Annotated in this window: 24 protein-coding genes; 11 read left to right on the plus strand and 13 right to left on the minus strand. The window is 70.3% G+C overall.

Translation table 11 applies throughout. From position 1 onward, the window contains the following. Nucleotides 1–4: 4 nt before the first annotated feature. The gene (locus ACFRMN_RS02575) at nucleotides 5–403 is read right to left on the minus strand and encodes a hypothetical protein (RefSeq protein ID WP_383012139.1); all 399 of its coding nucleotides are present in this window, start codon (nucleotides 401–403) and stop codon (nucleotides 5–7) included. Nucleotides 404–574: 171 nt separating this feature from the next. On the opposite strand from ACFRMN_RS02575, the gene ACFRMN_RS02580 reads away from it, so the two are divergent. Beyond that, nucleotides 575–1,312, plus strand: coding sequence for a hypothetical protein (locus ACFRMN_RS02580; RefSeq protein ID WP_383012142.1), 738 nt, complete (start codon nucleotides 575–577; stop codon nucleotides 1,310–1,312). Nucleotides 1,313–1,590: 278 nt separating this feature from the next. Here ACFRMN_RS02580 and ACFRMN_RS02585 read toward each other — a convergent pair whose 3' ends face one another. Next, nucleotides 1,591–2,364: a SigE family RNA polymerase sigma factor gene (locus ACFRMN_RS02585; protein ID WP_383012144.1), complete on the minus strand. Its 774-nt coding sequence runs from the start codon at nucleotides 2,362–2,364 to the stop codon at nucleotides 1,591–1,593. 191 nt (nucleotides 2,365–2,555) lie between these two features. Here ACFRMN_RS02585 and afsQ1 point away from each other — a divergent pair, with 191 nt between their 5' ends. The 5 genes from afsQ1 (at nucleotide 2,556) to ACFRMN_RS02610 (ending at nucleotide 6,649) form a co-directional block, all read left to right on the plus strand. Next, entirely contained in the window at nucleotides 2,556–3,233 is a 678-nt protein-coding gene (afsQ1, locus tag ACFRMN_RS02590) for a two-component system response regulator AfsQ1 (RefSeq protein WP_383012147.1), read from the plus strand. Beyond that, nucleotides 3,131–4,939, plus strand: a complete 1,809-nt coding sequence (locus ACFRMN_RS02595) for an ATP-binding protein (RefSeq protein WP_383012150.1) — start codon at nucleotides 3,131–3,133, stop codon at nucleotides 4,937–4,939. Before afsQ1 ends, ACFRMN_RS02595 begins: the two co-directional genes overlap by 103 nt. After that, a complete protein-coding gene (locus ACFRMN_RS02600) occupies nucleotides 4,936–5,628 on the plus strand; it encodes a hypothetical protein (protein WP_383012153.1) in 693 nt (230 codons plus the stop codon). Before ACFRMN_RS02595 ends, ACFRMN_RS02600 begins: the two co-directional genes overlap by 4 nt. Nucleotides 5,629–5,800: 172 nt before the next feature. Beyond that, on the plus strand, nucleotides 5,801–6,355 hold the full coding sequence (locus ACFRMN_RS02605; protein WP_383012156.1) for a VanZ family protein: 555 nt from the start codon (nucleotides 5,801–5,803) through the stop codon (nucleotides 6,353–6,355). 93 nt (nucleotides 6,356–6,448) lie between these two features. After that, on the plus strand, nucleotides 6,449–6,649 hold the full coding sequence (locus ACFRMN_RS02610) for a PspC domain-containing protein (RefSeq protein WP_383012158.1): 201 nt from the start codon (nucleotides 6,449–6,451) through the stop codon (nucleotides 6,647–6,649). A gap of 92 nt (nucleotides 6,650–6,741) precedes the next feature. On the opposite strand, the gene ACFRMN_RS02615 is transcribed toward ACFRMN_RS02610, so the two are convergent. Further along, complete coding sequence (locus ACFRMN_RS02615) at nucleotides 6,742–7,089, minus strand: ATP-binding protein (protein WP_383012161.1); 348 nt, start codon at nucleotides 7,087–7,089, stop codon at nucleotides 6,742–6,744. 190 nt (nucleotides 7,090–7,279) lie between these two features. Then, nucleotides 7,280–8,413 (minus strand): adenosine deaminase, encoded by a 1,134-nt coding sequence (locus ACFRMN_RS02620; RefSeq protein WP_383012164.1) that lies wholly within the window; start codon nucleotides 8,411–8,413, stop codon nucleotides 7,280–7,282. A gap of 238 nt (nucleotides 8,414–8,651) precedes the next feature. Between ACFRMN_RS02620 and ACFRMN_RS02625 the strand changes: the two genes are divergently transcribed. Further along, nucleotides 8,652–9,332 carry an alpha/beta hydrolase gene (locus ACFRMN_RS02625; protein ID WP_383012167.1) on the plus strand — a complete coding sequence of 227 codons (681 nt, stop codon included), beginning with the start codon at nucleotides 8,652–8,654 and terminating at the stop codon, nucleotides 9,330–9,332. Nucleotides 9,333–9,438: 106 nt separating this feature from the next. Here ACFRMN_RS02625 and ACFRMN_RS02630 read toward each other — a convergent pair whose 3' ends face one another. Next, nucleotides 9,439–10,452 carry a LysR family transcriptional regulator gene (locus ACFRMN_RS02630; protein WP_383012170.1) on the minus strand — a complete coding sequence of 338 codons (1,014 nt, stop codon included), beginning with the start codon at nucleotides 10,450–10,452 and terminating at the stop codon, nucleotides 9,439–9,441. Nucleotides 10,453–10,514: 62 nt separating this feature from the next. Between ACFRMN_RS02630 and ACFRMN_RS02635 the strand changes: the two genes are divergently transcribed. From ACFRMN_RS02635 to ACFRMN_RS02645, 3 genes are all read left to right on the plus strand, one after another. Further along, on the plus strand, nucleotides 10,515–11,822 hold the full coding sequence (locus tag ACFRMN_RS02635) for an MFS transporter (protein ID WP_383012173.1): 1,308 nt from the start codon (nucleotides 10,515–10,517) through the stop codon (nucleotides 11,820–11,822). Nucleotides 11,823–12,064: 242 nt separating this feature from the next. Further along, nucleotides 12,065–12,769 carry a L,D-transpeptidase gene (locus tag ACFRMN_RS02640; protein ID WP_383012176.1) on the plus strand — a complete coding sequence of 235 codons (705 nt, stop codon included), beginning with the start codon at nucleotides 12,065–12,067 and terminating at the stop codon, nucleotides 12,767–12,769. 80 nt (nucleotides 12,770–12,849) lie between these two features. Beyond that, the gene (locus tag ACFRMN_RS02645; RefSeq protein WP_383012179.1) at nucleotides 12,850–13,833 is read left to right on the plus strand and encodes a sigma-70 family RNA polymerase sigma factor; all 984 of its coding nucleotides are present in this window, start codon (nucleotides 12,850–12,852) and stop codon (nucleotides 13,831–13,833) included. Nucleotides 13,834–13,930: 97 nt separating this feature from the next. Here the strand turns inward: ACFRMN_RS02645 and ACFRMN_RS02650 are convergent, their stop codons facing one another. Beyond that, nucleotides 13,931–14,194 carry a hypothetical protein gene (locus ACFRMN_RS02650; RefSeq protein WP_383012182.1) on the minus strand — a complete coding sequence of 88 codons (264 nt, stop codon included), beginning with the start codon at nucleotides 14,192–14,194 and terminating at the stop codon, nucleotides 13,931–13,933. A gap of 121 nt (nucleotides 14,195–14,315) precedes the next feature. Then, entirely contained in the window at nucleotides 14,316–14,621 is a 306-nt protein-coding gene (locus ACFRMN_RS02655; protein WP_383012184.1) for an STAS domain-containing protein, read from the minus strand. A gap of 69 nt (nucleotides 14,622–14,690) precedes the next feature. Here ACFRMN_RS02655 and ACFRMN_RS02660 point away from each other — a divergent pair, with 69 nt between their 5' ends. Then, complete coding sequence (locus tag ACFRMN_RS02660; protein WP_383012187.1) at nucleotides 14,691–15,353, plus strand: HAD family hydrolase; 663 nt, start codon at nucleotides 14,691–14,693, stop codon at nucleotides 15,351–15,353. 6 nt (nucleotides 15,354–15,359) lie between these two features. Here the strand turns inward: ACFRMN_RS02660 and ACFRMN_RS02665 are convergent, their stop codons facing one another. From ACFRMN_RS02665 to ACFRMN_RS02690, 6 genes are all read right to left on the minus strand, one after another. Further along, nucleotides 15,360–15,944 carry a Uma2 family endonuclease gene (locus ACFRMN_RS02665; protein WP_383012190.1) on the minus strand — a complete coding sequence of 195 codons (585 nt, stop codon included), beginning with the start codon at nucleotides 15,942–15,944 and terminating at the stop codon, nucleotides 15,360–15,362. A gap of 120 nt (nucleotides 15,945–16,064) precedes the next feature. Next, the gene (locus ACFRMN_RS02670; RefSeq protein WP_383012193.1) at nucleotides 16,065–17,342 is read right to left on the minus strand and encodes a thymidine phosphorylase; all 1,278 of its coding nucleotides are present in this window, start codon (nucleotides 17,340–17,342) and stop codon (nucleotides 16,065–16,067) included. A 169-nt stretch (nucleotides 17,343–17,511) separates the two neighbouring features. Beyond that, nucleotides 17,512–17,916 carry a cytidine deaminase gene (locus ACFRMN_RS02675; protein WP_030351616.1) on the minus strand — a complete coding sequence of 135 codons (405 nt, stop codon included), beginning with the start codon at nucleotides 17,914–17,916 and terminating at the stop codon, nucleotides 17,512–17,514. Beyond that, nucleotides 17,913–19,184, minus strand: a complete 1,272-nt coding sequence (locus tag ACFRMN_RS02680) for an ABC transporter permease (protein WP_383012196.1) — start codon at nucleotides 19,182–19,184, stop codon at nucleotides 17,913–17,915. The genes ACFRMN_RS02675 and ACFRMN_RS02680 overlap by 4 nt, the downstream gene beginning before the upstream one ends. Further along, nucleotides 19,181–20,329: an ABC transporter permease gene (locus tag ACFRMN_RS02685; RefSeq protein WP_383012199.1), complete on the minus strand. Its 1,149-nt coding sequence runs from the start codon at nucleotides 20,327–20,329 to the stop codon at nucleotides 19,181–19,183. The genes ACFRMN_RS02680 and ACFRMN_RS02685 overlap by 4 nt, the downstream gene beginning before the upstream one ends. After that, nucleotides 20,326–21,954 (minus strand): ABC transporter ATP-binding protein, encoded by a 1,629-nt coding sequence (locus ACFRMN_RS02690; protein ID WP_383012996.1) that lies wholly within the window; start codon nucleotides 21,952–21,954, stop codon nucleotides 20,326–20,328. The genes ACFRMN_RS02685 and ACFRMN_RS02690 overlap by 4 nt, the downstream gene beginning before the upstream one ends. Nucleotides 21,955–22,039 lie beyond the last annotated feature (85 nt).

The raw sequence follows: 22,039 nt of genomic DNA on the forward strand, positions 1-22,039 counted from the left end.
TGCCTCAGCCGAGCAGCAGCTTCACCGCCGGGCCGAGCACCGGCAGGTCGCTGATCGCCGCGCCCTCCGTGAGCGGGGCGGTCAGTGACGCGGTGGACATCGGCTTGAAGTCGGCGATCTGCGTACCCACCGCGTTGTCCAGGGGATCCACGCCCGTCTTGGCCAGCGGGTTGAGCTTCAGATCCGTGAGCGGGCCGAGCGCGTACCCGACGGAACCGGTCAGAGCCTGGCCCGCCGCCGAGGAGGAGTCGGTGAGCCGCTGACCGGCGGCCGTGGGGGCGGCGGGGTCCGCCGCCTGGGCCGCCGTACCGCCGAGACCGAGGGCCACACCCGCCGCGGTGACGGTCAGACCGGCGCGGAGCAGAGTGCGCCGGGGAGAGAAGGAAGCTGCGTGACGTGCCATGGATTTTCCTGCCTGGCCGGATCGATGAGTAATCGGACTGACACGCAGAGTAGTTGAGACCGGGGCGCCGATACCAACAAACCCGCCAAACCGGCCGAACCGAACCGCCGATCCCGCCCGACCGGTCCCCGGGGGTTCTCTTTGCAGGTACATGCCTCACACTGGTGTCCCGTGAGTTCACCAACTGTTCCGATCCGAGTCGTTCTGCTCGCGGGCCCCTCCGGCTCGGGAAAGTCGTCCCTCGCCGCGCGGACCGGCCTGCCCGTACTGCGCCTGGACGACTTCTACAAAGACGGCGACGACCCCACGCTGCCGCTGGTCGCGGGGAGTTCGGACGTCGACTGGGACTCGGTGCGGTCCTGGGACGCGGACGCCGCGGTCGCGGCCGTCGAGGAGCTGTGCCGTACGGGACGTACGGCCGTTCCCGTCTACTCCATCGCGACCAGTTCACGCGTGGACACCGAAGTCCTCGACATCCGGCGCACGCCGCTGTTCCTCGCGGAGGGCATCTTCGCCGCCGATATCGTCGCGCGCTGCCAGGAGCTGGGCGTGCTGGCGGACGCGCTCTGTCTGCGTGGCCGTCCGTCGACGACGTTCCGGCGCCGGCTGATGCGGGATCTGCGTGAGGGGCGGAAGTCGGTGGCGTTCCTGCTGCGGCGCGGCTGGCGGCTGATGCGGGCGGAGCGCGCGATCGTGGGCCGGCAGACGGCGCTGGGCGCGTATCCGTGCGCGAGGGCGGAGGCGCTGGGCCGGATCGCGGCAGCGGCGGCCGGGCGCTGCGTCAGGCCGCGCACCGCCCGTACCGCGAGCACTGCCCGCAGCACAGGCACCGCAAGCAGCTCAGGCACCGCAGGCACCGCAAGCGCCGCGCGTACCGACGCGTCCCCGGCGGCGACCAGCCACCCGTGAGCCACCGCGCCTGAGCCGCCATCACGCGCGTTCGCACGCCATCACGCACGACCGCACGCGAACGCGCGGAAGCGGGACCGCACGAGCCCCCCAGACCCGTGCGATCCCGCTTCCTGCCCCGTATTCCCCCGTATTCCCCGTGATCCCCGTGTTCCCCCGTGATCCCCCGAGGACCCCCCAGCCCTCGGTCCCGCCGTTTTCCACCTGCTCCCACCGCCTCCCCCGAGACGACGGGTCCCGCTTCCCCCGTATTTCCCCCGTGCGTCCCCCCACAGCCTTCAGGCGACGAGCTCGCCGAAGGACTCCTCCTCGTCACGGCCGAAGCTGAGGACCTCGTCCTCGCGCAGCCGGCGGAGCGACCGCCAGATGCTCGACTTCACCGTGCCGACACTGATGTCGAGGATGTCCGCGATCTCCGGGTCGGTGCGGCCCTCGTAGTAGCGCAGTACGAGCATCGTGCGCTGGAGTTCCGGCAGGCGGGAGAGCGCCTGCCAGAGCACCGCGCGCAGTTCCGTACCGCGCATCGCGTCGTTGTCGCCCGCCGTCTCCGGCAGCTCCTCCGTCGGGTACTCATTGAGCTTGCGCCTGCGCCAGGCGCTGATGTGCAGATTGGTCATGGTGCGGCGCAGATAGCCGCCGACCGCGGCCTTGTCGCTGATCCTGTCCCACGCCCGGTAGGTCGAGAAGAGGGCGCTCTGGAGCAGATCCTCGGCCTCGAACCGGTCGCCGGTCAGGTGGTAGGCCGTCGCGTACAGGGAGGCGCGGCGCTCCTGGACGTACGCGGTGAACGCCGCTTCGGCGTCCGCCCGCTCCGCCAGGACCGTCCGTTCCCCCGGGGCGGCCTCCCCGTACGCGGCTGTCCTGCTGCCCCCGTTGCCCGCCCTGTCCGTGCGGTCCGCGTCAACCACCGTCATGTACGACGGCTTGTGCTGACGCCCGGCGCCGCGAACGCACCCCCGCCCGTTCACGCCGCCGGACTTCTCGCTGCCCCGTGTGACGTCATGAAGACGCGTGACCACTGCGCTTGAGGTCGTGCCGTGCAGTGCGTTCATCCCGCGCCCCCCGTCGGTGGAGTCTGCTTCGTTCCGTGTGCCAATGAGCTTGCCGGGGCAGTTTCATGGCCCTGTCCGCTGTCTGTCACAGCCCTGTCACAGGGGACTTCGATGCTTGTGAAACGCGTGGGGAATGGGTGGGAGCGCACCGCCGGTCGAACTCCGGTCCCCCATGGGACAGAATGACCTCCGTGCCTTTCCTGTTGCTGATCGAGGACGACGACGCCATCCGCACGGCCCTCGAACTCTCGCTGTCACGCCAGGGCCACCGAGTGGCCACCGCGGCGACGGGCGAGGACGGCCTGAAACTGCTGCGGGAGCAGCGGCCGGATCTGATCGTGCTGGATGTGATGCTGCCCGGGATCGACGGCTTCGAGGTGTGCCGACGCATCAGGCGCACCGACCAGCTGCCGATCATTCTGCTGACGGCCCGCAACGATGACATCGATGTGGTGGTCGGTCTGGAGTCCGGGGCCGACGACTATGTGGTGAAGCCTGTCCAGGGGCGGGTGCTCGACGCCAGGATCCGCGCGGTGCTGCGGCGCGGTGAGCGTGAGTCCACGGACTCCGCGACGTTCGGGAGTCTGGTGATCGACCGTTCCGCGATGACGGTCACCAAGAACGGGGAGGACCTTCAGCTCACCCCGACCGAGCTGCGGCTGCTGCTTGAGCTGAGCCGCCGGCCCGGTCAGGCGCTGTCCCGGCAGCAGTTGCTGCGGCTGGTGTGGGAGCACGACTACCTCGGTGACTCGCGGCTGGTGGACGCGTGTGTGCAGCGGCTGCGCGCGAAGGTGGAGGACGTGCCGTCCTCACCGACCCTGATCCGTACGGTGCGCGGTGTGGGCTACCGGCTGGACTCACCTTCGTGAGTGACGTGCCCAGGAGGAACGGACCGGTCGGCGGCCCGTCGGAGAACGACGTGCACGACGTGCACGGCGTGCATGGGGCGCACGGGGGGCACGGAGCGCACCTCTGTGAGGGCATCGACCCGTACCGGAATCCGCGCCGGAACCCACGCCGCGGCCCGGCCGGTGAGACCGGTGGAACGGGCGCGGGAGCGGCGAAGAGGGCGGTTCTCGCGGGGCTCCGCTGGACCAGTCTGCGGCTGCGGCTCGTGGTCGTCTTCGCGGCCGTCGCGCTGACCGCCGCGGTCTCCGCCTCGGGAATCGCGTACTGGCTCAATCGCGAGGCGGTGCTGACCAGGACGCAGGACTCGGCCCTGGAGGACTTCCAGCAGGAGATGCAGAACCGCGCCGCGGAACTGCCCCTGCGGCCGAGTCAGCCGGAGTTGCAGAGCACGGCCGAGCTGATGGCGGGCGACAGCCCCGGTTACAGCGTCCTGCTCATAGGCACGCGCGACGAGGGAAAGCCCATCGTGGGCGTCTCCGATCCGGACGCCTTCACCATGGATGACGTACCGAAGTCCCTCCAGGACGCGGTGAACGACGAACAGAAGGTCACGTCCGGGAACAAGTACCCGTACCACGTCTTCTGGCAGCGCGTGGAGCGCGGCGGCACCCCCTATCTGGTCGGCGGCACGCGGATCATCGGCGGCGGGCCGACCGGGTATCTGTTCAAGTCGCTCGACCAGGAACGTACGGATCTCAACTCGCTCGCCTGGTCGCTGGGCATCGCCACGACGCTCGCGCTCGTCGGCTCCGCCCTGCTGGCGCACGCCGCGGCGACGACCGTGCTCAAGCCCGTGCAGCGGCTGGGCGAGGCGGCGCGGCAGCTCGGTGAGGGCAGGTTCGGTACTCGGCTGCGGGTGTCGGGCGGGGATGAACTGGCCGATCTCTCCCGTACGTTCAACAAGGCCGCGGAGTCGCTTCAGAAGAAGGTCGAGGACATGAGCGCGCGGGAGGAGTCCAGCCGCCGCTTCGTCGCCGACATGTCCCATGAGCTGCGCACCCCGCTGACCGCGCTGACCGCGGTGACTGAGGTCCTGGAGGAAGAGGCCGACAGTCTCGACCCGATGATCGCGCCCGCCGTGACGCTGGTGGTGAGCGAGACCCGCAGGCTCAATGTGCTGGTGGAGAATCTGATGGAGGTCACCCGCTTCGACGCGGGTACGGCCCGGCTCGTCCTGGACGATGTCGATGTCGCCGACCAGGTCACGGCCTGTATCGACGCACGGGCCTGGCTGGACGCGGTCGATCTGGACGCCGAGCGCGGCATCATGGCGCGGCTCGATCCGCGCCGGCTCGATGTGATCATGGCGAATCTGATCGGCAACGCGCTCAAGCACGGTGGCTCGCCGGTGCGGGTGGCGGTGCGTACGGAGGACGACTGGCTGGTCATCGAGGTACGGGACCACGGCCCCGGTATCCCCGAGGACGTCCTGCCGCATGTCTTCGACCGCTTCTACAAGGCGAGCGCGTCCCGGCCGCGCTCCGAGGGCAGCGGGCTCGGGCTCTCGATCGCGCGGGAGAACGCGCATATCCACGGCGGTGACATCACCGCGGCCAATGTGCCGGACGGCGGCGCGATGTTCGTACTGCGGCTGCCCCGTGACAGCGCGGACACCGCGGAGCGTGACGGCGATCAGGATCCGGGAGAGGAAGGCGACGCCCCGTGACGCGCTGGAGCGGGACAACGGGGAACGGTACGGGGCGCCCGCGGCGGCCCGGTGCGGCTGCCTTCGGGCGGCTCGCGGGTGTGGTCGCGCTGGCCGCGCTCGCCGCGGGGTGCGGCATCAGGACCACCTCGGTACCGGTGGACGCCGGCCCCGCGCCCTCCCGGAAGCCGTGCGAGATCTCCGGGAAGGACGTGATCACCCAGGCGCGGCCCGGCGTTCCCGTGCGGATCTATCTGGCCTGCTCCTCCGGGCTCGCGTCGGTGGAGCGCGCGGCACAGATCCAGCAGGGCAGGGGCCCCGACGACCGGGTGCGGATCGCACAGGGGCTGCTCGACGAGTTGCAGGCCCAGCCGTCCGCCGATGAGCTGGAGGCGGGGTTCAGCACGGCGGTACGGGGGCCGCTGGTCATCTCGGCCTCGCGTGACGGCGACCCCGTCGGCACGCTGCGGCTCAGCCGCCAGCCGGAGGATCTGCCCGCGACGGCGCTGGCGCAGATCGTCTGTACGTTCGCGGAGAGCGAGGCGACGGACGGACAGGTCGTCCTGGGCGGGCCCGGTGACTATCCGCCGCGCGTCTACGGCTGCACCCCGGCGACGAAGGCCCAGCCGGACGCGCCGGTGCCGACACTCGGCCCGGTCTCGACGGCGTCCGCCTCCGCCTCCACCGCCGCCTCCCCGTCCGGTCAGTAACTCCCGGGACACGGTCCCGGACAGGCCGGGACACGGCCCTGGGCGGGCCGGACGGGTGATACCCGTCTCATGAACCCCTTCTTCCACGACCGGCGGAACCGATCCCGCCGGTCGTCGCGTCTTGGGGAACGTGCGTCAAGGTCCGGGCGGCAGTGCCGTCATCCGCTTCCGTATGGCGGGGTTCGTTCTCCTTCTGCTGCATCTGATGCTGGTGGGATGGGTGACGCTCCGCCCGTTGGACGTCATGTGGGTGAACGCGGCCAATCTGACGCCCTTCGCGGGTATCAAGGCCGATCTGGCGCTGGGGCCCTTCCAGGCCGCCCGGCGCATCGGCGAGGGGCTTCTGCTGCTGGCGCCGCTCGGGGTGCTGCTCCCGATGGTCGACGGCCGGCTCTTCGTCGCCGGGTGGGCCTCGATGGCCCGTACGGTCACGGCCGGCGCGATGATCTCGCTCGGCATCGAGCTGCTTCAGACCGGGGTGCCCGGCCGGGTCGTCGATGTGGACTCGCTGCTGCTCAATACGACCGGGGTGGCCCTGGCACATCTGGCGGTGGTGCCGGCCGGCCGGGCCAGGCTGCGCCGCGCGCGCCGTCCCCGTACCGTCCCCCGCCGTATCCCCCGGGGGTCGCACCCGCGCAGCCGCGAGAATGAGTCCGGCACCGTCGCGCGGGATGAGGCGTTGCAGGGAACGACCCCGAAGATTCCCAGGGTCGGCATCGCTCCGTAGAGCGACGCTCTGGCCCCCGCTCCCGGCGCACCATGGAGACATCAGGGAGCACGACGAGAAAGGCTCCCGGACGGTCTCACGAAGGAGCCCATCATGGCCGGTTCGGTCCGCCCTCGACACGGACGGATGCTCGGTGGAGTGTGCGCGGCGCTGGCCCGGCGCTTCGGTACCTCCGCGAGCACGATGCGGGTGATCTTCCTCGTCTCGTGTCTGCTGCCGGGCCCGCAGTTCCTGCTCTATGTGGCGCTGTGGCTGCTGCTGCCGGGCGAGAAGACCGCCACGGCCGCCTGGTAGCCGAACAGGTACCCGTACGCGTGACGGTACGCATGACGGTGGGGCGTACACCCGGACCCGGGTGTACGCCCCACCGCTGTGTGCGCTCGTGCTCAGCCGCCGAGCGGGATCCCGTTGACCGGGAGCCCCTTGCCCCCACTGTTCACCGGCAGCCCGCCGACCAGCTGCTGGACGGGGCCGGCCGCCTGTACCGCGTCGGTCGCGTACGGCATGGTCTGCTGGATGGTGCCGAGCGCCAGCCCGGTCGCCGTCAGCGCGCTGGGGAGGGGCGCGGGGAGCTGGCCGACGAGGTCACCCACCGGCAGCGTCTTGGTGACGAGGTCCAGCGGGGTACCGGTCCCGGGGACGGCGGGCGCGGCGGAGGCGCTGCCCGCGGCGGTGGCGGCGAAGGCGGCGCCGAGGGCGACGGTGCCGAGGGTCTTGATGGCGGACTGCTTCATCTGGGATTTCGTCCTTGAGGAAGGGGAGGGGGAAGGGGAAGAGAATCGGGAAGCGGAAAAAATGTGGGAATGCGAGCGGCTTTCCAAACTAGCCAGCCGCACACATGGCCCGCAAACACCCGAGAGCGGCCGGGATTCCGTGTTCCCGACCGCTTCCCCATTCCGGCGATCACCCCGCCGACAGCAAGAACTAGCTGGTCACAGCGGTCTGCCTGAACAGCCATTCGGATTTCAGCTCGGCATATCCCGGCTTGATCACGTCATTGATCATGGCCAGTCGTTCATCGAAAGGAATGAATGCTGATTTCATCGCATTGACCGTGAACCACTGCATGTCATCGAGTGTGTAGTCGAAGGCGTCGACCAGCAGCTCGAATTCACGGCTCATGCTCGTGCCGCTCATCAGCCGGTTGTCGGTGTTCACCGTCGCCCTGAAGTGCAGCTTGCGGAGCAGCCCGATGGGGTGCTCGGCGATCGAGGCGGCGGCGCCCGTCTGGAGGTTGGAGCTGGGGCACAGCTCCAGCGGGACGCGCTTGTCGCGTACGTACGCCGCGAGCCGGCCCAGCTTCACCGAGCCGTCCTCGGCGACCTCGATGTCGTCGATGATGCGCACGCCGTGGCCGAGCCGGTCGGCGCCGCACCACTGGAGCGCCTGCCAGATCGAGGGCAGCCCGAAGGCCTCGCCCGCGTGGATGGTGAAGTGGTTGTTCTCGCGCTTCAGATACTCGAAGGCATCGAGGTGACGGGTGGGCGGGAAGCCCGCCTCGGCGCCCGCGATGTCGAATCCGACAACGCCCGAGTCGCGGTAGCGGTTGGCGAGTTCGGCGATCTCCAGGGCGCGGGCCGCGTGCCGCATGGCGGTGAGCAGGGCGCCGACGCGGATGCGGTGGCCGCCGGCCTGCGCGCGCCGCTCGCCTTCACGGAAGCCGTCGTTGACGGCTTCCACGACCTCTTCGAGGGTGAGTCCGCGCTCCAGGTGCTGCTCGGGCGCGTACCGCACCTCGGCGTAGACGACGCCGTCCTGCGCCAGGTCCTCCGCGCACTCCGCGGCGACCCGGAAGAGCGCGTCACGGGTCTGCATGACGGCACAGGTGTGGGCGAAGGTCTCCAGATAGCGTTCCAGCGAGCCGGAGTCGGCGGCCTCGCGGAACCAGAGGCCGAGTTTGTCGGACTCCTGCTCGGGCAGGTTCTCGTAGCCGATCTCATGGGCGAGATCGATGATCGTGCCGGGACGGAGTCCGCCGTCCAGGTGGTCATGGAGGAGGGCCTTGGGGGCGCGGCGGATCTGGTCGGCACTGGGCGGACGGTAGGTCTGGCTCGTCATCTCCGCACTCTAACGCCTACGCGCGTAGAGTGCGGGGGGTCGATATGTAACAGTGACCGGGCGGACGGGTGGAGTACACCTCTCCTTCTGAGACTGTTCTGCTATGGGACAGCAAGCGGTTCCCAGGCCGGGGGGACGTACGGCAGGCCGGGACGGTTCGGCACGCGGTCGCGCGGAGCCGCGGGCACGGTTGGGTCGGGCGTTCGGCGCACCCGTCGCGGGGACCGCGGTGGGGGGCGTGATCCTGGCGCTTCCCGAGGGCGAGCCCGTCTCCGCGCGGCGCCCCTCCCCCGTCGCGTACGCGCGCATGGTGCCCCTCCTGCGCCATCTCGCCAGGGCGGGGGCCGCCGAGGGGCTGATCGTGCATGTGGTGCACTACGGCGAACGCGGCTGGAACGGCGCGCAGGCGCGGCTGGCGGCGGACGCCGAGTGGGCGGCGGACGAGGTCGTACGGCGCTACGGCGATGTGCCGGTGTGCCTGGCGGGACACGGGATGGGCGGCCGGGCCGCGCTGCACGCGGCGGGCCACCGCGCCGTCAACTCCGTGCTGGCGATGGCCCCTTGGCTGCCGGAGGACGACCGGGCCGTCGAACCGGAGCCGGTACGGCAACTGACGGGCCGTCATGTCATGATCATGCACGGCACCACGGACGCGCGGACCGACCCCGAGCTCTCCTACCGGCTGGCCGAGCGCGCCAAGAAGGTCAACCGCGACACCTGCCGCTTCGAGGTCCACTCCGACGGCCACGCGCTGCGCCAGCACCACCACGAAGTCCTGGCGCTGGCCGCGGACTTCGTCCTGGGCGCGCTGCTGCCGCGTACGTACTCCCGTCCGGTCACGGACGCGCTGGCGGCGCCGCCGCCGCTGGGGCTGCGGATGCCGCTGGCGGCCGGGTTCGGCCGGTCGCTGCGCCGGTGAAACGTGGTCCGCGGTCTCGCATGTCCCTCAGTCAGTCCGTCCGTCTCCTCAGTCCGGTCCGTCCCCTCAGTCCGTCAGCCCTTTAGCCCGTCAGCCCCTCAGCCCCTCAGTCCGGGAGCAGTTGGCCGCGCCGGGAGAGCAGAAAGCGCTTGAAGGCCGCCACGGGCGGGGTGTCCGGGTGTCCGTCGAGCCAGGCGACGCCGATCTCGCGGGCCGCGCGGGGCGCCGTGACGGTCAGCTCGACCACCCCGGGACGGGCCACGGCGGGCGGCGGCAGCAGGGCGACACCCAGGCCCGCGGCCACCAGACCGCGCAGCGTCTCCGCTTCCTCGCCCTCGAACGCGACGCGCGGCCGGAAGCCCGCCTCGGCGCACAGGTCGTCGGTGATCCGGCGCAGCCCGTACCCCGGTTCGAGGGTGACGTACGTTTCGTCGGCGGCCTCGGCGAGGCGTACGCGCCGACGTCCGGCCAGCCGGTGGTCGTCGGGCACGACCAGCCGCAGCCGCTGTTCGTCCAGTCTGCGGGCGACCAGATCGGGGGCGTCAGGCACGGGTGAGGTGAGACAGAGGTCCAGCTCGCCCGCGCGCAGCCGCTCCAGCATCGCCTCGCCGTAGTTCTGGACGAGCTGGAACCGTACCCGTGGATGGTCGGCGCGGAAGGCCCTGATCAGTGCGGGTACGGTCTCCGAGCCCATGGTGTGCAGAAAGCCGAAGGCGACCTTGCCTGACGCCGGGTCGGCGTCGGCGCGTACGGACTCGGCGGCCCGCTCGACCTCCGCGAGGGCCCGTTCGACCGAGGTGAGGAACGTACGGCCCGCGGGGGTGAGGGAGACCGTACGGCCCTTGCGGGCGAACAGGGCGACGCCCAGGTCCCGTTCGAGCCTGACCATCGCGCGGGAGAGCGTGGACTGCGGGACGGCCATGTCCTGGGCGGCGCGGGTCACATGCTCGTGGCGGGCCACTCCCGCGAAGTGGGCGAGCCGGGGCGCGAGGACCGCGGACCAGGAGTCGGGGTCCAGCCCGGCCACCGGTGCCGTGTGATCCATGGGTCCGGTGTGATCCATGTCGTGTTCGTAACTGTTCCGTGACAGCCGCCGCTGTGAGCTGGGTTCATGCACCATGGGATCGATTATCGCCATTCCATGCATTGGACGCATGAAGATGCGGTGCCTACCTTCGAAGCATGCCTTCTGTCAGTACCGAGGCACTCGTCACCCCGGGTGCCTCCGCCGCGCCGTCCGCCGCCACCACCACCGATTCGCTGCTCTCCCCCGGCCGCCCCGGCTACCGCCGGATGAGCTTCGCGCTCTTCGCCGCCGGAGTCGCGACCTTCGCACTCCTCTACTCGACCCAGGCCCTGCTGCCCGCCATCTCCGCCGGTCTCGGTGTGACGGCGAGCCAGGCCAGTTGGACGGTCTCGGCCGCGACGGGCGCGCTCGCGCTGTTCGTACTGCCGCTGAGCGCGCTGTCCGAGCGGTTCGGCAGGCGCACGCTGATGACGGTCTCGCTGGCGGTCGCGGTGGCGGTGGGGCTGCTGGTGCCGTTCGCGCCGAACGTGGAGTGGCTGGTGGCGCTGCGCGCCGTGCAGGGCGCGGCGCTGGCCGGACTGCCCGCCTCGGCGATGGCGTTCCTGGCGGAGGAGGTACGGCCGAAGGCGCTGGTCGCCGCGATCGGGCTGTTCGTCGCGGGCAACAGCGTCGGCGGGATGAGCGGCCGTATCGTCACCGGCTGGGTCGCCCAGCTGTGGGGCTGGCGGGCGGCGCTCGGCGCGGTCGGGCTGCTCGCGGTGGTGTGCGCGGTGGTGTTCCGCGCCATGCTCCCGAAGGCACGGAACTTCACCTCGCGGTCGCTGAGTCCGCGCGTGCTGGCGAAGACCGTGGCCGGGCATCTGGCCGATCCGCTGCTGCGCCGGCTGTACGCGATAGGCGCGCTCTTCATGACGGTGTTCGGCGCGGTCTACACCGTGATCGGCTACCGGCTGGTGGAGGCGCCGTTCAACCTCCCGCAGGGCATCATCGGCTCGATCTTCCTGGTCTATCTGGTCGGTACGGTCTCCTCGGCGGCGGCAGGCCGGCTGGTCGAGCGGCTGGGCCGGCGCGGCGCGCTCTATCTGGCGGTGGGCACCACGGCGGCGGGTCTGCTGCTGTCACTGGCCGACTCGCTGGCCGCCGTACTGCTCGGACTGGTCCTCATCACGGCGGGCTTCTTCGCGGGCCACGCGGTCGCCTCGTCGTCGGTGAGCCGTACGGCGAAGACGGGCCGCGCGCAGGCGTCGGCGCTCTACCAGTCGGCGTACTACCTGGGCAGCAGCGCGGGCGGCACGCTGGGCGCGATCGCGTTCCACGCGGGCGGCTGGGCGGCGACGGTGGCGCTGGGTCTGCTGGCGGTGCTCGGTGTCGTCTCGGTCACGCTGTACGGATCGCACGCGGCGCGCGCGGAGCGGCGGCGGTCGCTCGCGGGGACGCGGGCCCGGGGGCTCGCCACCGACTGAGCGTCACGGACTGAGCGCGACCGACCGGGCGCCGCCGGCTGGGCGTCACCGACAGAGCTCGACCGACCGGCCGGGCGGTGCGGCGGCGGTCGCTCGCCGGGGCGCACGCCCGGCTGCCCGCCACCGACGGACTCGCGCCATTCTGCCCCCTCCGCGCAACTAAGCCCTCGTTTCACCCGTCTAGCCCACAGAACGCGCCTTCCGAGTGGCGCGGCTGAGGGACAGAGGGGGGACGGAACGGGATGAGACGCGCACACATAACCCGTAACGGGGCCGTGGCGGCGGGGATCGCCGCGCTGGTGGTCCCACTGACCGTCGTGCTGGGCGGAGCCGCGCCCGCGCAGGCGGCGTCGTGCACCACGAGCACGGGCCCGTACCAGAAGCAGGTCGAGAAGTTCCTGGGCCGGCCGGTGGACGGAAAGCAGTCGGCCACGGACTGCAGGGCCACCCGCGCCTTCCAGTCGAAGCACGGCATCACCCCGACCATCGGCTACGCCGGACCCATCACCTGGGGCGTGATGGATCTGATGAACAAGCAGAAGGCCGCGGGCAAGACACCCAACAAGGCGGGCAAGTGCCCGACCAACAAGGGCCGTATCGCCTGTGTCGACCTCTCCCGCCAGCTGAGCTGGATCCAGGACGGCAAGAAGCTGGTGTACGGGCCGGTGCCGGTGCGTACCGGGCGTGACGGCTACGAGACCAGGACCGGGCTCAAGAAGGTCTACTGGCGGAACAAGAACCACGTCTCCACGATCTACGACGTTCCCATGCCCTACGCCCAGTTCTTCGACGGCGGGCAGGCCTTCCACCAGGCGAACCTGAGCATGTGGAACCCGCCCGGTTCGCATGGCTGCGTGAACATGACCAAGACGGTCGCGGCGAAGTACTGGTCGCTGCTGAAGAACGGCGACGATGTCTACGTCTACGGCCGTAAGCCGGGAACCTGAGCGGATTGTCAGTGCGCTGCGGTAGCTTCCGAGAGACCGGTCTCACAGACCGGTCTCAAGGGGGCGACTGGGGTGACACGATGAGTGATCTCGCAACAACACAGGACCTGGATTCCCGGCTGGAGAAGCACCGCACGGAGCTGACCGGCTACTGCTACCGGATGCTGGGGTCGGCCTTCGAGGCCGAGGACGCCGTACAGGACACGATGGTGCGCGCGTGGAAGAGCTTCGAGAAGTTCGAGGGCCGCTCCTCGCTGCGGTCGTGGCTCTACCGCATCGCGACGAACGTATGCCTGGACATGCTCAACGCGGGCAACCGCCGGGCCCGGCCGATGGATCTGTCGGGCCCGACGCCGGTGGCCCAGGCCCAGCTGACCTCGCTCCCGGAGAACGTCTGGCTGGAGCCGGTGCCGGACGGCCGGGTGCTGCCCTCGGTGGCCGACCCGGCCGAGACGGCGGTGTCGAGGGAGACGATCCGGCTGGCGTTCGTCGCCGCGCTCCAGCATCTGCCACCGAAGCAGCGGGCCGTGCTGATCCTGCGCGAGGTGCTGGCGTGGAAGGCGAGCGAGGTCGCCGAGCTGCTGGATACGACGGTCGCCTCCGTCAACAGCGCGCTCCAGCGGGCGCGCGCGACGATCGCCGAATCGGAGCCTGCCGCGACGGCCACGGCGGATCCGCTCGACGAGGAGCAGAAGGAGCTGCTTGAGCGGTATGTGGCGGCCTTCGAGGGCTACGACATGAAGGCGCTGACCGCGCTGCTCCATGACGACGCGAAGTTCACCATGCCGCCGTACGACCTGTGGCTCCAGGGTCACGACGACATCACCGGCTTCATGCTCACCATCGGCGCGGGCTGCCGGGGCTCGCGGCTCCTGCCGACGCTGGCCAATGGCACACCGGCCTTCGCGCACTACAAGCCGGCGGAGTCGGGCGACGGCTTCACCCCGTGGGCGCTTCAGGTCATCGAGATCGAGGACGGCAAGATCGTCACGATGCACTGCTTCCTGGACACGGAGCGGTGGTTCCCGCTGTTCGGGCTGCCGGCGGGGCTGGAGAAGGCGTAGGTCCATGCTTCGGGGGCCTCGCCCTCCGACGCGCGGGCGCCGCGTCGGAGGGCGGGAGGGGCGGTGAGCGGGAGGGGCGGTGACGCGCCCCGGGCCGTCAGCGCCGTGCGCCCCCTCGGTCGTTCTCGCTCACGTCCACCCACCAGCCGTGCTCGCAGACCCGGCCCTCGGGGTCGGTGGCTCCCTCGGCGTAGTCCCCGAAGCCGGTGGTCTCGCCGTTGGGACCCTGGCCCCAGCCGTGGTAGTAGTAACGGCACTTCTGCGCCGCCGCGTTGGGCGCGGCCTGGGCCACGGGAACGACGGTGAGGGCGGCACCGGCCGCGCAGACGACGACCGCCACGGCACGCGTGAACACTCGCATGTCGAGCACCTTTCCTTCATGGAGCACGCGACCCGTGCCCCGGGATGGTCACCTTCCCGGCGCCGGGCGTCTCGCCACGGACCGGACCGCGAACCACCTGATCGCCCGGTGCGCCGCGCACCTAGAGTGTGTTCCCCAGGCCGACGAGATCCAGCAGCAGCCGCAACTCGCGCCCGGCGTCCCGCAATCGGACCCGGCAGCCCCGTCTTCGGGCGTCTAGCTGGAGCCTGGCCAGCACCTCGACCGCCGCCAGATTCGGCCGGACGAGACCGCCGACCTCACAGATCACCTCTGCCGCACCGAAGTCGTCCGGCCGCGCCGCCAGTTCCCCGTACAGCCGCTCGTACAGCTCCGCGTAGCACCGGGTCACATCGGCCGGCGTGATGTGGCCGGCGATGACGAGAACGATCGGTTTCGTGGCATCCACGCTGAGAAGACCGGTCCGACGACCGGAACTCATCGCGGCGCTCCGGGCACAGCCCGTACGCTGCCGGACATGACCCCTGATCCTTTCGAATTGGTGATCTTCGACTGCGACGGCGTCCTGGTGGACAGCGAGCGCATATGCGTACGGATCGACGCCCAGGTCTTCGCCGCGCTGGGCTGCCACTTCACGGAGGAGGAGATCATCGCGACCTTCGTGGGCTCCTCCGGCGAGGTCTACGACGCGGCCGTCGAGGCGCGGCTCGGACGACCGCTGGAGCCGGGCTGGTACCGCGCGTACGAACATCTCTACCAGGACGCGTTCGACGCCGAGTTGACGGCGATCGACGGCATCACCGAGGTACTGGAGGCCCTGCCCCTGCCGTTCTGCCTCGCGTCGAACGGCGGCCACGACGGCATCCGCCGCAATCTGAGGACCACCGGTCTCCACGACTACTTCGACGGCCGCATCTTCAGCGCCGCCGACGTCGCCCGCGGCAAACCCGCCCCGGACCTCTTCCTGCACGCGGCCCGCACCCTGGGCGTGGACCCGGCGCGCTGCGCGGTGGTGGAGGACAGTCCGTACGGTGTGGAGGCGGCACGGGCCGCCGGAATGCGCGCCTTCGGCTACGCGGGCGGCCTCACGGCCCCGCACCGGCTCACCGGCCCCGGCACGGTCGTCTTCGACGACATGCGGGAGCTGCCGGGGCTGCTGGCGGGGCGGTCGGTCAGCTGATCCTCGTCAGCTGACGGGGAACTCCGTTGTGTCGATGGTGAGATCGAACGGGGGCGGCAGCGTCAGCTTCCCGCCGTATTCGACCGACTGAAGCATGCGGTACGTACCGCCCTCGGGCTCACCGTAGAGCGTCGCCGTGGGCTGACCCGAATGCCAGGCGTCGAGCAGCAGATAGAGCGGAACGCCGGCCTGGGCATAGCCGTGGAGCTTGGCGACACGGTCATGGTTCGCGTTGCTGCGTGAGGTGATCTCGACGACGAGCTTCGCCCGGCTCGCGGGAAACAGATCCCCGGGCGCGGGCCTGTCCTCCTCCGCCGCCACCATCAGGTCTGGGATGTACAGCCCCATACGGCCTGGTACAGCCGCCTCTTGAGTCTGGAAAATGTGCCACTCCTCCGGGATCACAGCAAATAGGCGACGCTGAATGATGGAAGCGGTGGAGTTGTGGTCCCAGGACGGCGACGGTGACACGGTGACGATCCCGTCGATGATCTCCACCTTGCAGCCCTCGGGAGCGTCCGTCCCCTCCCAGAGACGGACGAGGTCGTCCCAGCCCTGCTCGGGCACGTGGTCGACAGTGAGTGCGCTCATGGCGGTCTCCATTCGTTTCACCACCGACCCCAGCATGCCGAACGGGACCGGCGGCCGTCCACCGATCCCGTTCACCCGAACGGGGCGTGCGCATCAGCGGCCTCCGGCCGCGGGCCCAGGTCAGGCGATGCGTTCCCGCACCACCGGCGTCGCCGTGAACGCCGTGTCGGGCGCCTCGATGTCGTACGCGCCCGCCAGCGCGCCCAGCGCGTAGTCGAACTTCTCCGGGGTGTCCGTGTGCAGCGTCAGCAGCGGCCGGCCCGCCGTGACCCGGTCGCCCGGCTTGGCGTGGAGTTCGACGCCCGCGCCCGCCTGGACCGGGTCCTCCTTGCGGGCGCGGCCCGCGCCCAGGCGCCAGGCGGCGACGCCCACCCCGTACGCGTCCAGTCGGGTCAGGACGCCGGTGGTGGGGGCCACCACCACGTGCGTCTCGCGGGCGACCGGGAGCGCCGCGTCCGGGTCACCGCCCTGGGCGGCGATCATGCGGCGCCAGACGTCCATCGCCGAGCCGTCGGCCAGCGCCTTCGCCGGGTCCGTGTCCTTCAGGCCCGCCGCGTCGAGCATTTCGCGCGCCAGGGCGAGGGTCAGTTCGACGACATCGGCCGGGCCGCCGCCCGCCAGGACCTCGACGGACTCGCGTACCTCCAGGGCGTTGCCCGCGGTGAGGCCGAGCGGGGTGTCCATGTCGGTGAGCAGCGCGACGGTCCGTACGCCGTGGTCGGTGCCCAGGCCCACCATGGTGGAGGCGAGTTCGCGGGCGTCCTCGATCGTCTTCATGAAGGCGCCGGAGCCGACCTTGACGTCCAGGACCAGCGAGCCGGTGCCCTCGGCGATCTTCTTGGACATGATCGAGGAGGCGATCAGCGGGATGGCCTCGACGGTGCCGGTCACATCGCGCAGCGCGTACAGCTTCTTGTCGGCGGGGGCCAGTCCGTCGCCCGCCGCGCAGATGACGGCGCCGGTGGTGTCCAGGACGTTCAGCATCTCGGCGTTGGAGAGCAGCGCCCGCCAGCCGGGGATGGACTCCAGCTTGTCGAGCGTGCCGCCGGTGTGGCCGAGGCCCCGGCCGCTGAGCTGCGGTACGGCGGCGCCGCACGCGGCGACCAGCGGGGCGAGCGGCAGCGTGATCTTGTCGCCGACGCCGCCCGTGGAGTGCTTGTCGGCCGTGGGGCGGGACAGCGCGGAGAAGTCCATGCGCTCGCCGGAGGCGATCATGGCCGCGGTCCAGCGCGCGATCTCCGTACGGTTCATGCCGTTGAGCAGGATCGCCATCGCCAGCGCCGACATCTGCTCGTCGGCGACCTCGCCCCGCGTATAGGCGTCGATCACCCAGTCGATCTGCTCGGGGCTCAGCTCGCCCCGGTCCCGCTTGGTGCGGATGACGGAGATGACGTCCATGGTGATCCTTTCGATGACTGCCGTACGTAGGCGAGAGTATCCCGGAGGTCTCTACGCGCATAGATACGCCTCGTGGTTCCGGGGAGGTTGTACGGCCCCTCCACCGCCGGGTCGGTCGCGGCGGTGGAGGGGCCGGGTTCAGGAGGGCGCGTACGCCCGGGGGCCGTGGTCAGTTCAGGTGGCCAGGACCGAACGCCTGCGGCAGCATCTCGGCCATCGTGCGGAAGCCGTCCGGGGTCTCAAGGACCAGCTCCGGGCCGCCGAACTCGTACAGCAGCTGGCGGCAGCGCCCGCACGGCACCAGCACCTCGCCCGAGCCGTCGACACAGGTGAAGTGGGTGAGCCGGCCGCCGCCGCTCAGCTGGAGCGCCGACACCAGCCCGCATTCGGCGCACAGCCCGATGCCGTACGAGGCGTTCTCGACATTGCAGCCGGTGATCGTACGGCCGTCGTCCACCAGGGCCGCGACCCCGACCGGATACTTCGAGTACGGGGCGTACGCGTGGGTCATGGCGGCACGCGCGGAGGCCCGCAGCGCTTCCCAGTCCACCGCCGGTCCGGCCGGTGCGGTCATTTTCCTTGCCCCTTCCGGTACGGCATACCGTCCGCCTTGGGCATCCTGAGCCGTTGCGCCGACAGCGCGAGGACCAGCAGCGTCGTGACGTACGGGGCGGCGTCCACGAACTGGCTCGGCACCTGGTCGGTCAGCCCGTACCAGGTGAAGAGCAGCGCCGAGACGGCCGCCGAGATCACCGCGGAGACGTACTTCTTCTTGTACAGCTGCCACGCTACGACCAGGACGAGCAGGATCGCGAGAAGCAGCAGCATGGCGTGGACGTTCTCCGCGCCGCCGCGCAGCTTGAGGCTGTCGGTGAAGCCGAAGAGCCCGGCGCCCAGGGCCATGCCGCCCGGCATCCAGTTGCCGAAGATCATCGCGGCGAGACCGATATAGCCGCGGCCACCGGTCTGGCCCTCCTGGTAGATGCCGGTGGCGACGATCGCGAGGAAGGCGCCGGCGAGACCGGCGAGACCGCCGGAGACGGTGACTGCGATGTACTTGTACTTGTAGACGTTGACGCCCAGCGACTCGGCGGCGACCGGGTTCTCGCCGCAGGAGCGCAGCCGCAGGCCGAACGCCGTACGCCACAGCACCCACCAGGTGCCGGGGATCAGCAGCAGCGCGACGACGGTGAGCAGCGACAGATTGGTCACCAGACCGCCGACGACGCCCGCGATGTCCGAGACCAGGAACCAGTGTCTGGCCTGGAGGTCCTGCATCCAGTCGGAGAGCCCGGGGATGGTGATCTCGGTGATGGAGTCGATACGCGGGGACTGCTTGGAGGAGCCGCCGTCCACGCCGTCGAAGGCGAAGTTGGAGAGATAGCGGGTGGCACCGACGGCGAGGATGTTGATGGCCACACCGGAGACGATGTGGTTCACGCCGAAGGTGACGGTGACGACGGCGTGCAGCAGACCGCCGAGGCAGCCGCCGAGTATGCCGAACAGGACGCCGGCCCACGGGCCCCACTGGAAGCCGGCCCAGGCGCCGAACCAGGTGCCGAGGATCATCATGCCTTCGAGGCCGATGTTGACGACGCCCGCGCGCTCGGCCCACAGTCCGCCGAGTCCGGCCAGGCCGATGGGGATGGCGAGTTCGAGGGCGCCGGCGACCTGGCCGACGGAGGTGATGTCTTCGGCGCCGCTGATCAGCCGTACGAGCGAGACGAGGGCCAGCGCCCCCGCGACGATCAGCAGGATGACGGGCAGGGAGAGTGTGCGGCGGCCGCCGCCCTTTTTGGGGGCGGCGCTGGTGGCTGAGACGGTGCTCGTGCTCGTACTCACAGCGCGGCCCCCTCCTTCTCGGTCTGGTCGTTCTGGGGGCGGGCCTCGGTCGTGAGGGCTCCTCCGGCGGCGAGTTCCGCGCCGACCTTCTGCTGCTGGCGGCGGATTCCGTAGCGGCGGACGAGCTCGTAGCTGACGACGACCGAGATCACGATCAGGCCCTGCATGATCGTGGCGATCTCCTTCTCGTACCCGTACTGGTCGAGGGAGGCCGATGCCTTGTCCAGGAAGGCGATGAGCAGGGCGCTGAAGGCGATGCCGAGCGGGTTGTTCCGGCCGAGCAGGGCGATGGTGATGCCGGTGAAGCCGATGCCGGTCGGGAAGTCGAGGCTGTACGTGTGGGTGTCGCCGAGGAGCGTCGGCATCCCGGCGAGGCCGGCGACCGCGCCCGAGATCAGCATCGAGGTGAGGATCATCTTCTTGGCGTCGACGCCGGAGGCCTGGGCGGCGGTCTCGCTGGCGCCGGTGGCGCGCAGGTCGAAGCCGAAGCGGGTACGGCCGAGGACGAACCAGTAGATGAGGCCGCAGGCGGCGGCGACGAAGGTGAAGCCGTAGATCTCGCCGGCCTCGGCGCCCATGGAGAGACCGGGGAACCAGCCGGACTCCGGGATGTCACCGGTGGTCAGGTTGTTGGAGCCGGCCGGCTGGACGCCGAAGTTCTTGGGCAGGATCAGCCAGGCGACGAGGCTGGTGGCGATCGAGTTGAGCATGATCGTGGAGACGACCTCGCTCACCCCGCGGGTGGTCTTGAGGATGCCCGCGATGCCGGACCAGAAGGCACCGACCAGCATCGCGACGATCACGATCAGCGCGATCTGGAGCGGGCCCGGCAGATCGACGCTGGCGCCGACGAGCGCCGCCATCATCGCGGCGAGCCGGTACTGCCCGTCGACACCGATGTTGAAGAGGTTCATCCGGAAGCCGACGGCGACCGCGAGCGCGGCCAGATAGTACGTGCCGGCCTGGTTGACGATCAGTACCTGGACATCGACGTACGAGGCGGACTCGAACATGATGCGGTACGGCTCGAAGGGGTCGCTGCCCGAGACGAGCAGCACCACGGTGGTGAGGACTATGGCGACGACCAGCGCGAGCACCGGGCCCGCGAAGCCCAGGATCAGCCGGTCCTTGTCGAACTTCTTCATCGGGCGTCGTCCTCCGGGGGTGCCGCTGCGGCCAGTGGTGCCTCTGCCGGGGGCTCGGGCTCTGCCTCCAGGTGACCGGTGGCGGCGCCGGTCATGGCCGAGCCCAGTTCCTCCGGAGTGATGGTGGCGGGGTCCGCGTCGGCGACGAGCCGGCCGCGGTACATCACCCGCAGGGTGTCGGAGAGCCCGATCAGTTCGTCCAGGTCCGCGGAGACCAGCAGGACGGCCAGTCCGTCACGGCGGGCCTCCCGGATCTGGTCCCAGATCTGCGCCTGCGCGCCGACGTCCACACCGCGGGTCGGGTGGGCGGCGATCAGCAGCTTGGGGCTGTGGCTCATCTCGCGGCCGACGATCAGCTTCTGCTGGTTACCGCCGGAGAGCGAGGCCGCGGTGACCTCGATACCGGGCGTACGGACGTCGTACTCGCGCACGATCCGGGTGGTGTCGGCGCGGGCGGCCTTCAGGTCGAGCAGTCCGCCGCGGCTGTTGGGCTTCTCGGTGACATGGCCGAGGATGCGGTTCTCCCAGAGCGGGGCCTCCAGCAGCAGGCCGTGGCGGTGCCGGTCCTCCGGGATGTAGCCGATGCCGTCCTCGCGGCGCTTGCGGGTGGGCGCGTGCGAGATGTCGGCGGTGTCGAGCGTGATCACCCCGCCGTCGGGGTCGCGCAGCCCCATCAGCGCCTCGATCAGCTCGGTCTGGCCGTTGCCCTCGACGCCCGCGATGCCCAGGACCTCGCCCTGGTGGATGGTGAAGGTGATCCCGTCGAGCACCTCGCGTACCGCGCCGTCGGGGTCGGTCGCGGTCAGCCGCAGCCCGTCCACCGTGAGCATCGGTATGTCCGTCACCGTCGACTCGCGGGTCTCCGGCGAGGGCAGCTCACTGCCGACCATCAGCTCGGCGAGCTGCTTGGTGGTGGTGTGCGCGGGGTCGGCGGTGCCCACGGTCGTACCGCGGCGTATGACGGTGATGTCGTCGGCGACCGACAGCACCTCGCCCAGTTTGTGCGAGATGAAGATGACGGTCAGGCCCTCGGCCTTGAGCTCGCGCAGATTGTCGAAGAGCGCCTCGACCTCCTGGGGCACCAGCACGGCGGTGGGCTCGTCCAGGATCAGGATGCGGGCGCCGCGGTAGAGGACCTTGAGGATCTCCACGCGCTGGCGGTCGGCGACCCCGAGGTCCTCGACGAGCGCGTCGGGGCGTACGCCGAGGCCGTACGCGTCCGAGATCTCCTTGATCTTCTTACGGGCCTTCGCGCCGATGCCATACAGGCTCTCGCCGCCGAGGACGACGTTCTCCAGGACGGTGAAGTTGTCGGCGAGCATGAAGTGCTGGTGCACCATGCCGATGCCGAGCGCGATGGCGTCGGCGGGGCTGGTGAACGCGGCCTCCGCGCCGTCGACGGTGATGGTGCCCTCGTCCGGCTTCTGCATGCCGTAGAGGATCTTCATCAGGGTCGACTTGCCCGCGCCGTTCTCACCGACCAGGGCGTGGACCGTGCCCTTGCGGATGGTGATGTCGATGTCGTGGTTGGCGACAACGCCGGGGAATCTCTTGGTGATGCCGCGCAGTTCGACTGCGGGAGGACTGCTGGACGGACCGCTGGGCGGGCTGCTGGACGCGTTGATGACGCACTCTCCTTGGCGGGAAAGGAGTGAAGGCGGGGGTGAGTGGCAGGCGGGGGTGTAATTATCGCGCCAGAGGGTCGTCTAC

The organism is Streptomyces sp. NPDC056835, from assembly GCF_042789485.1.
Classification (GTDB): Bacteria; Actinomycetota; Actinomycetes; order Streptomycetales; family Streptomycetaceae; genus Streptomyces.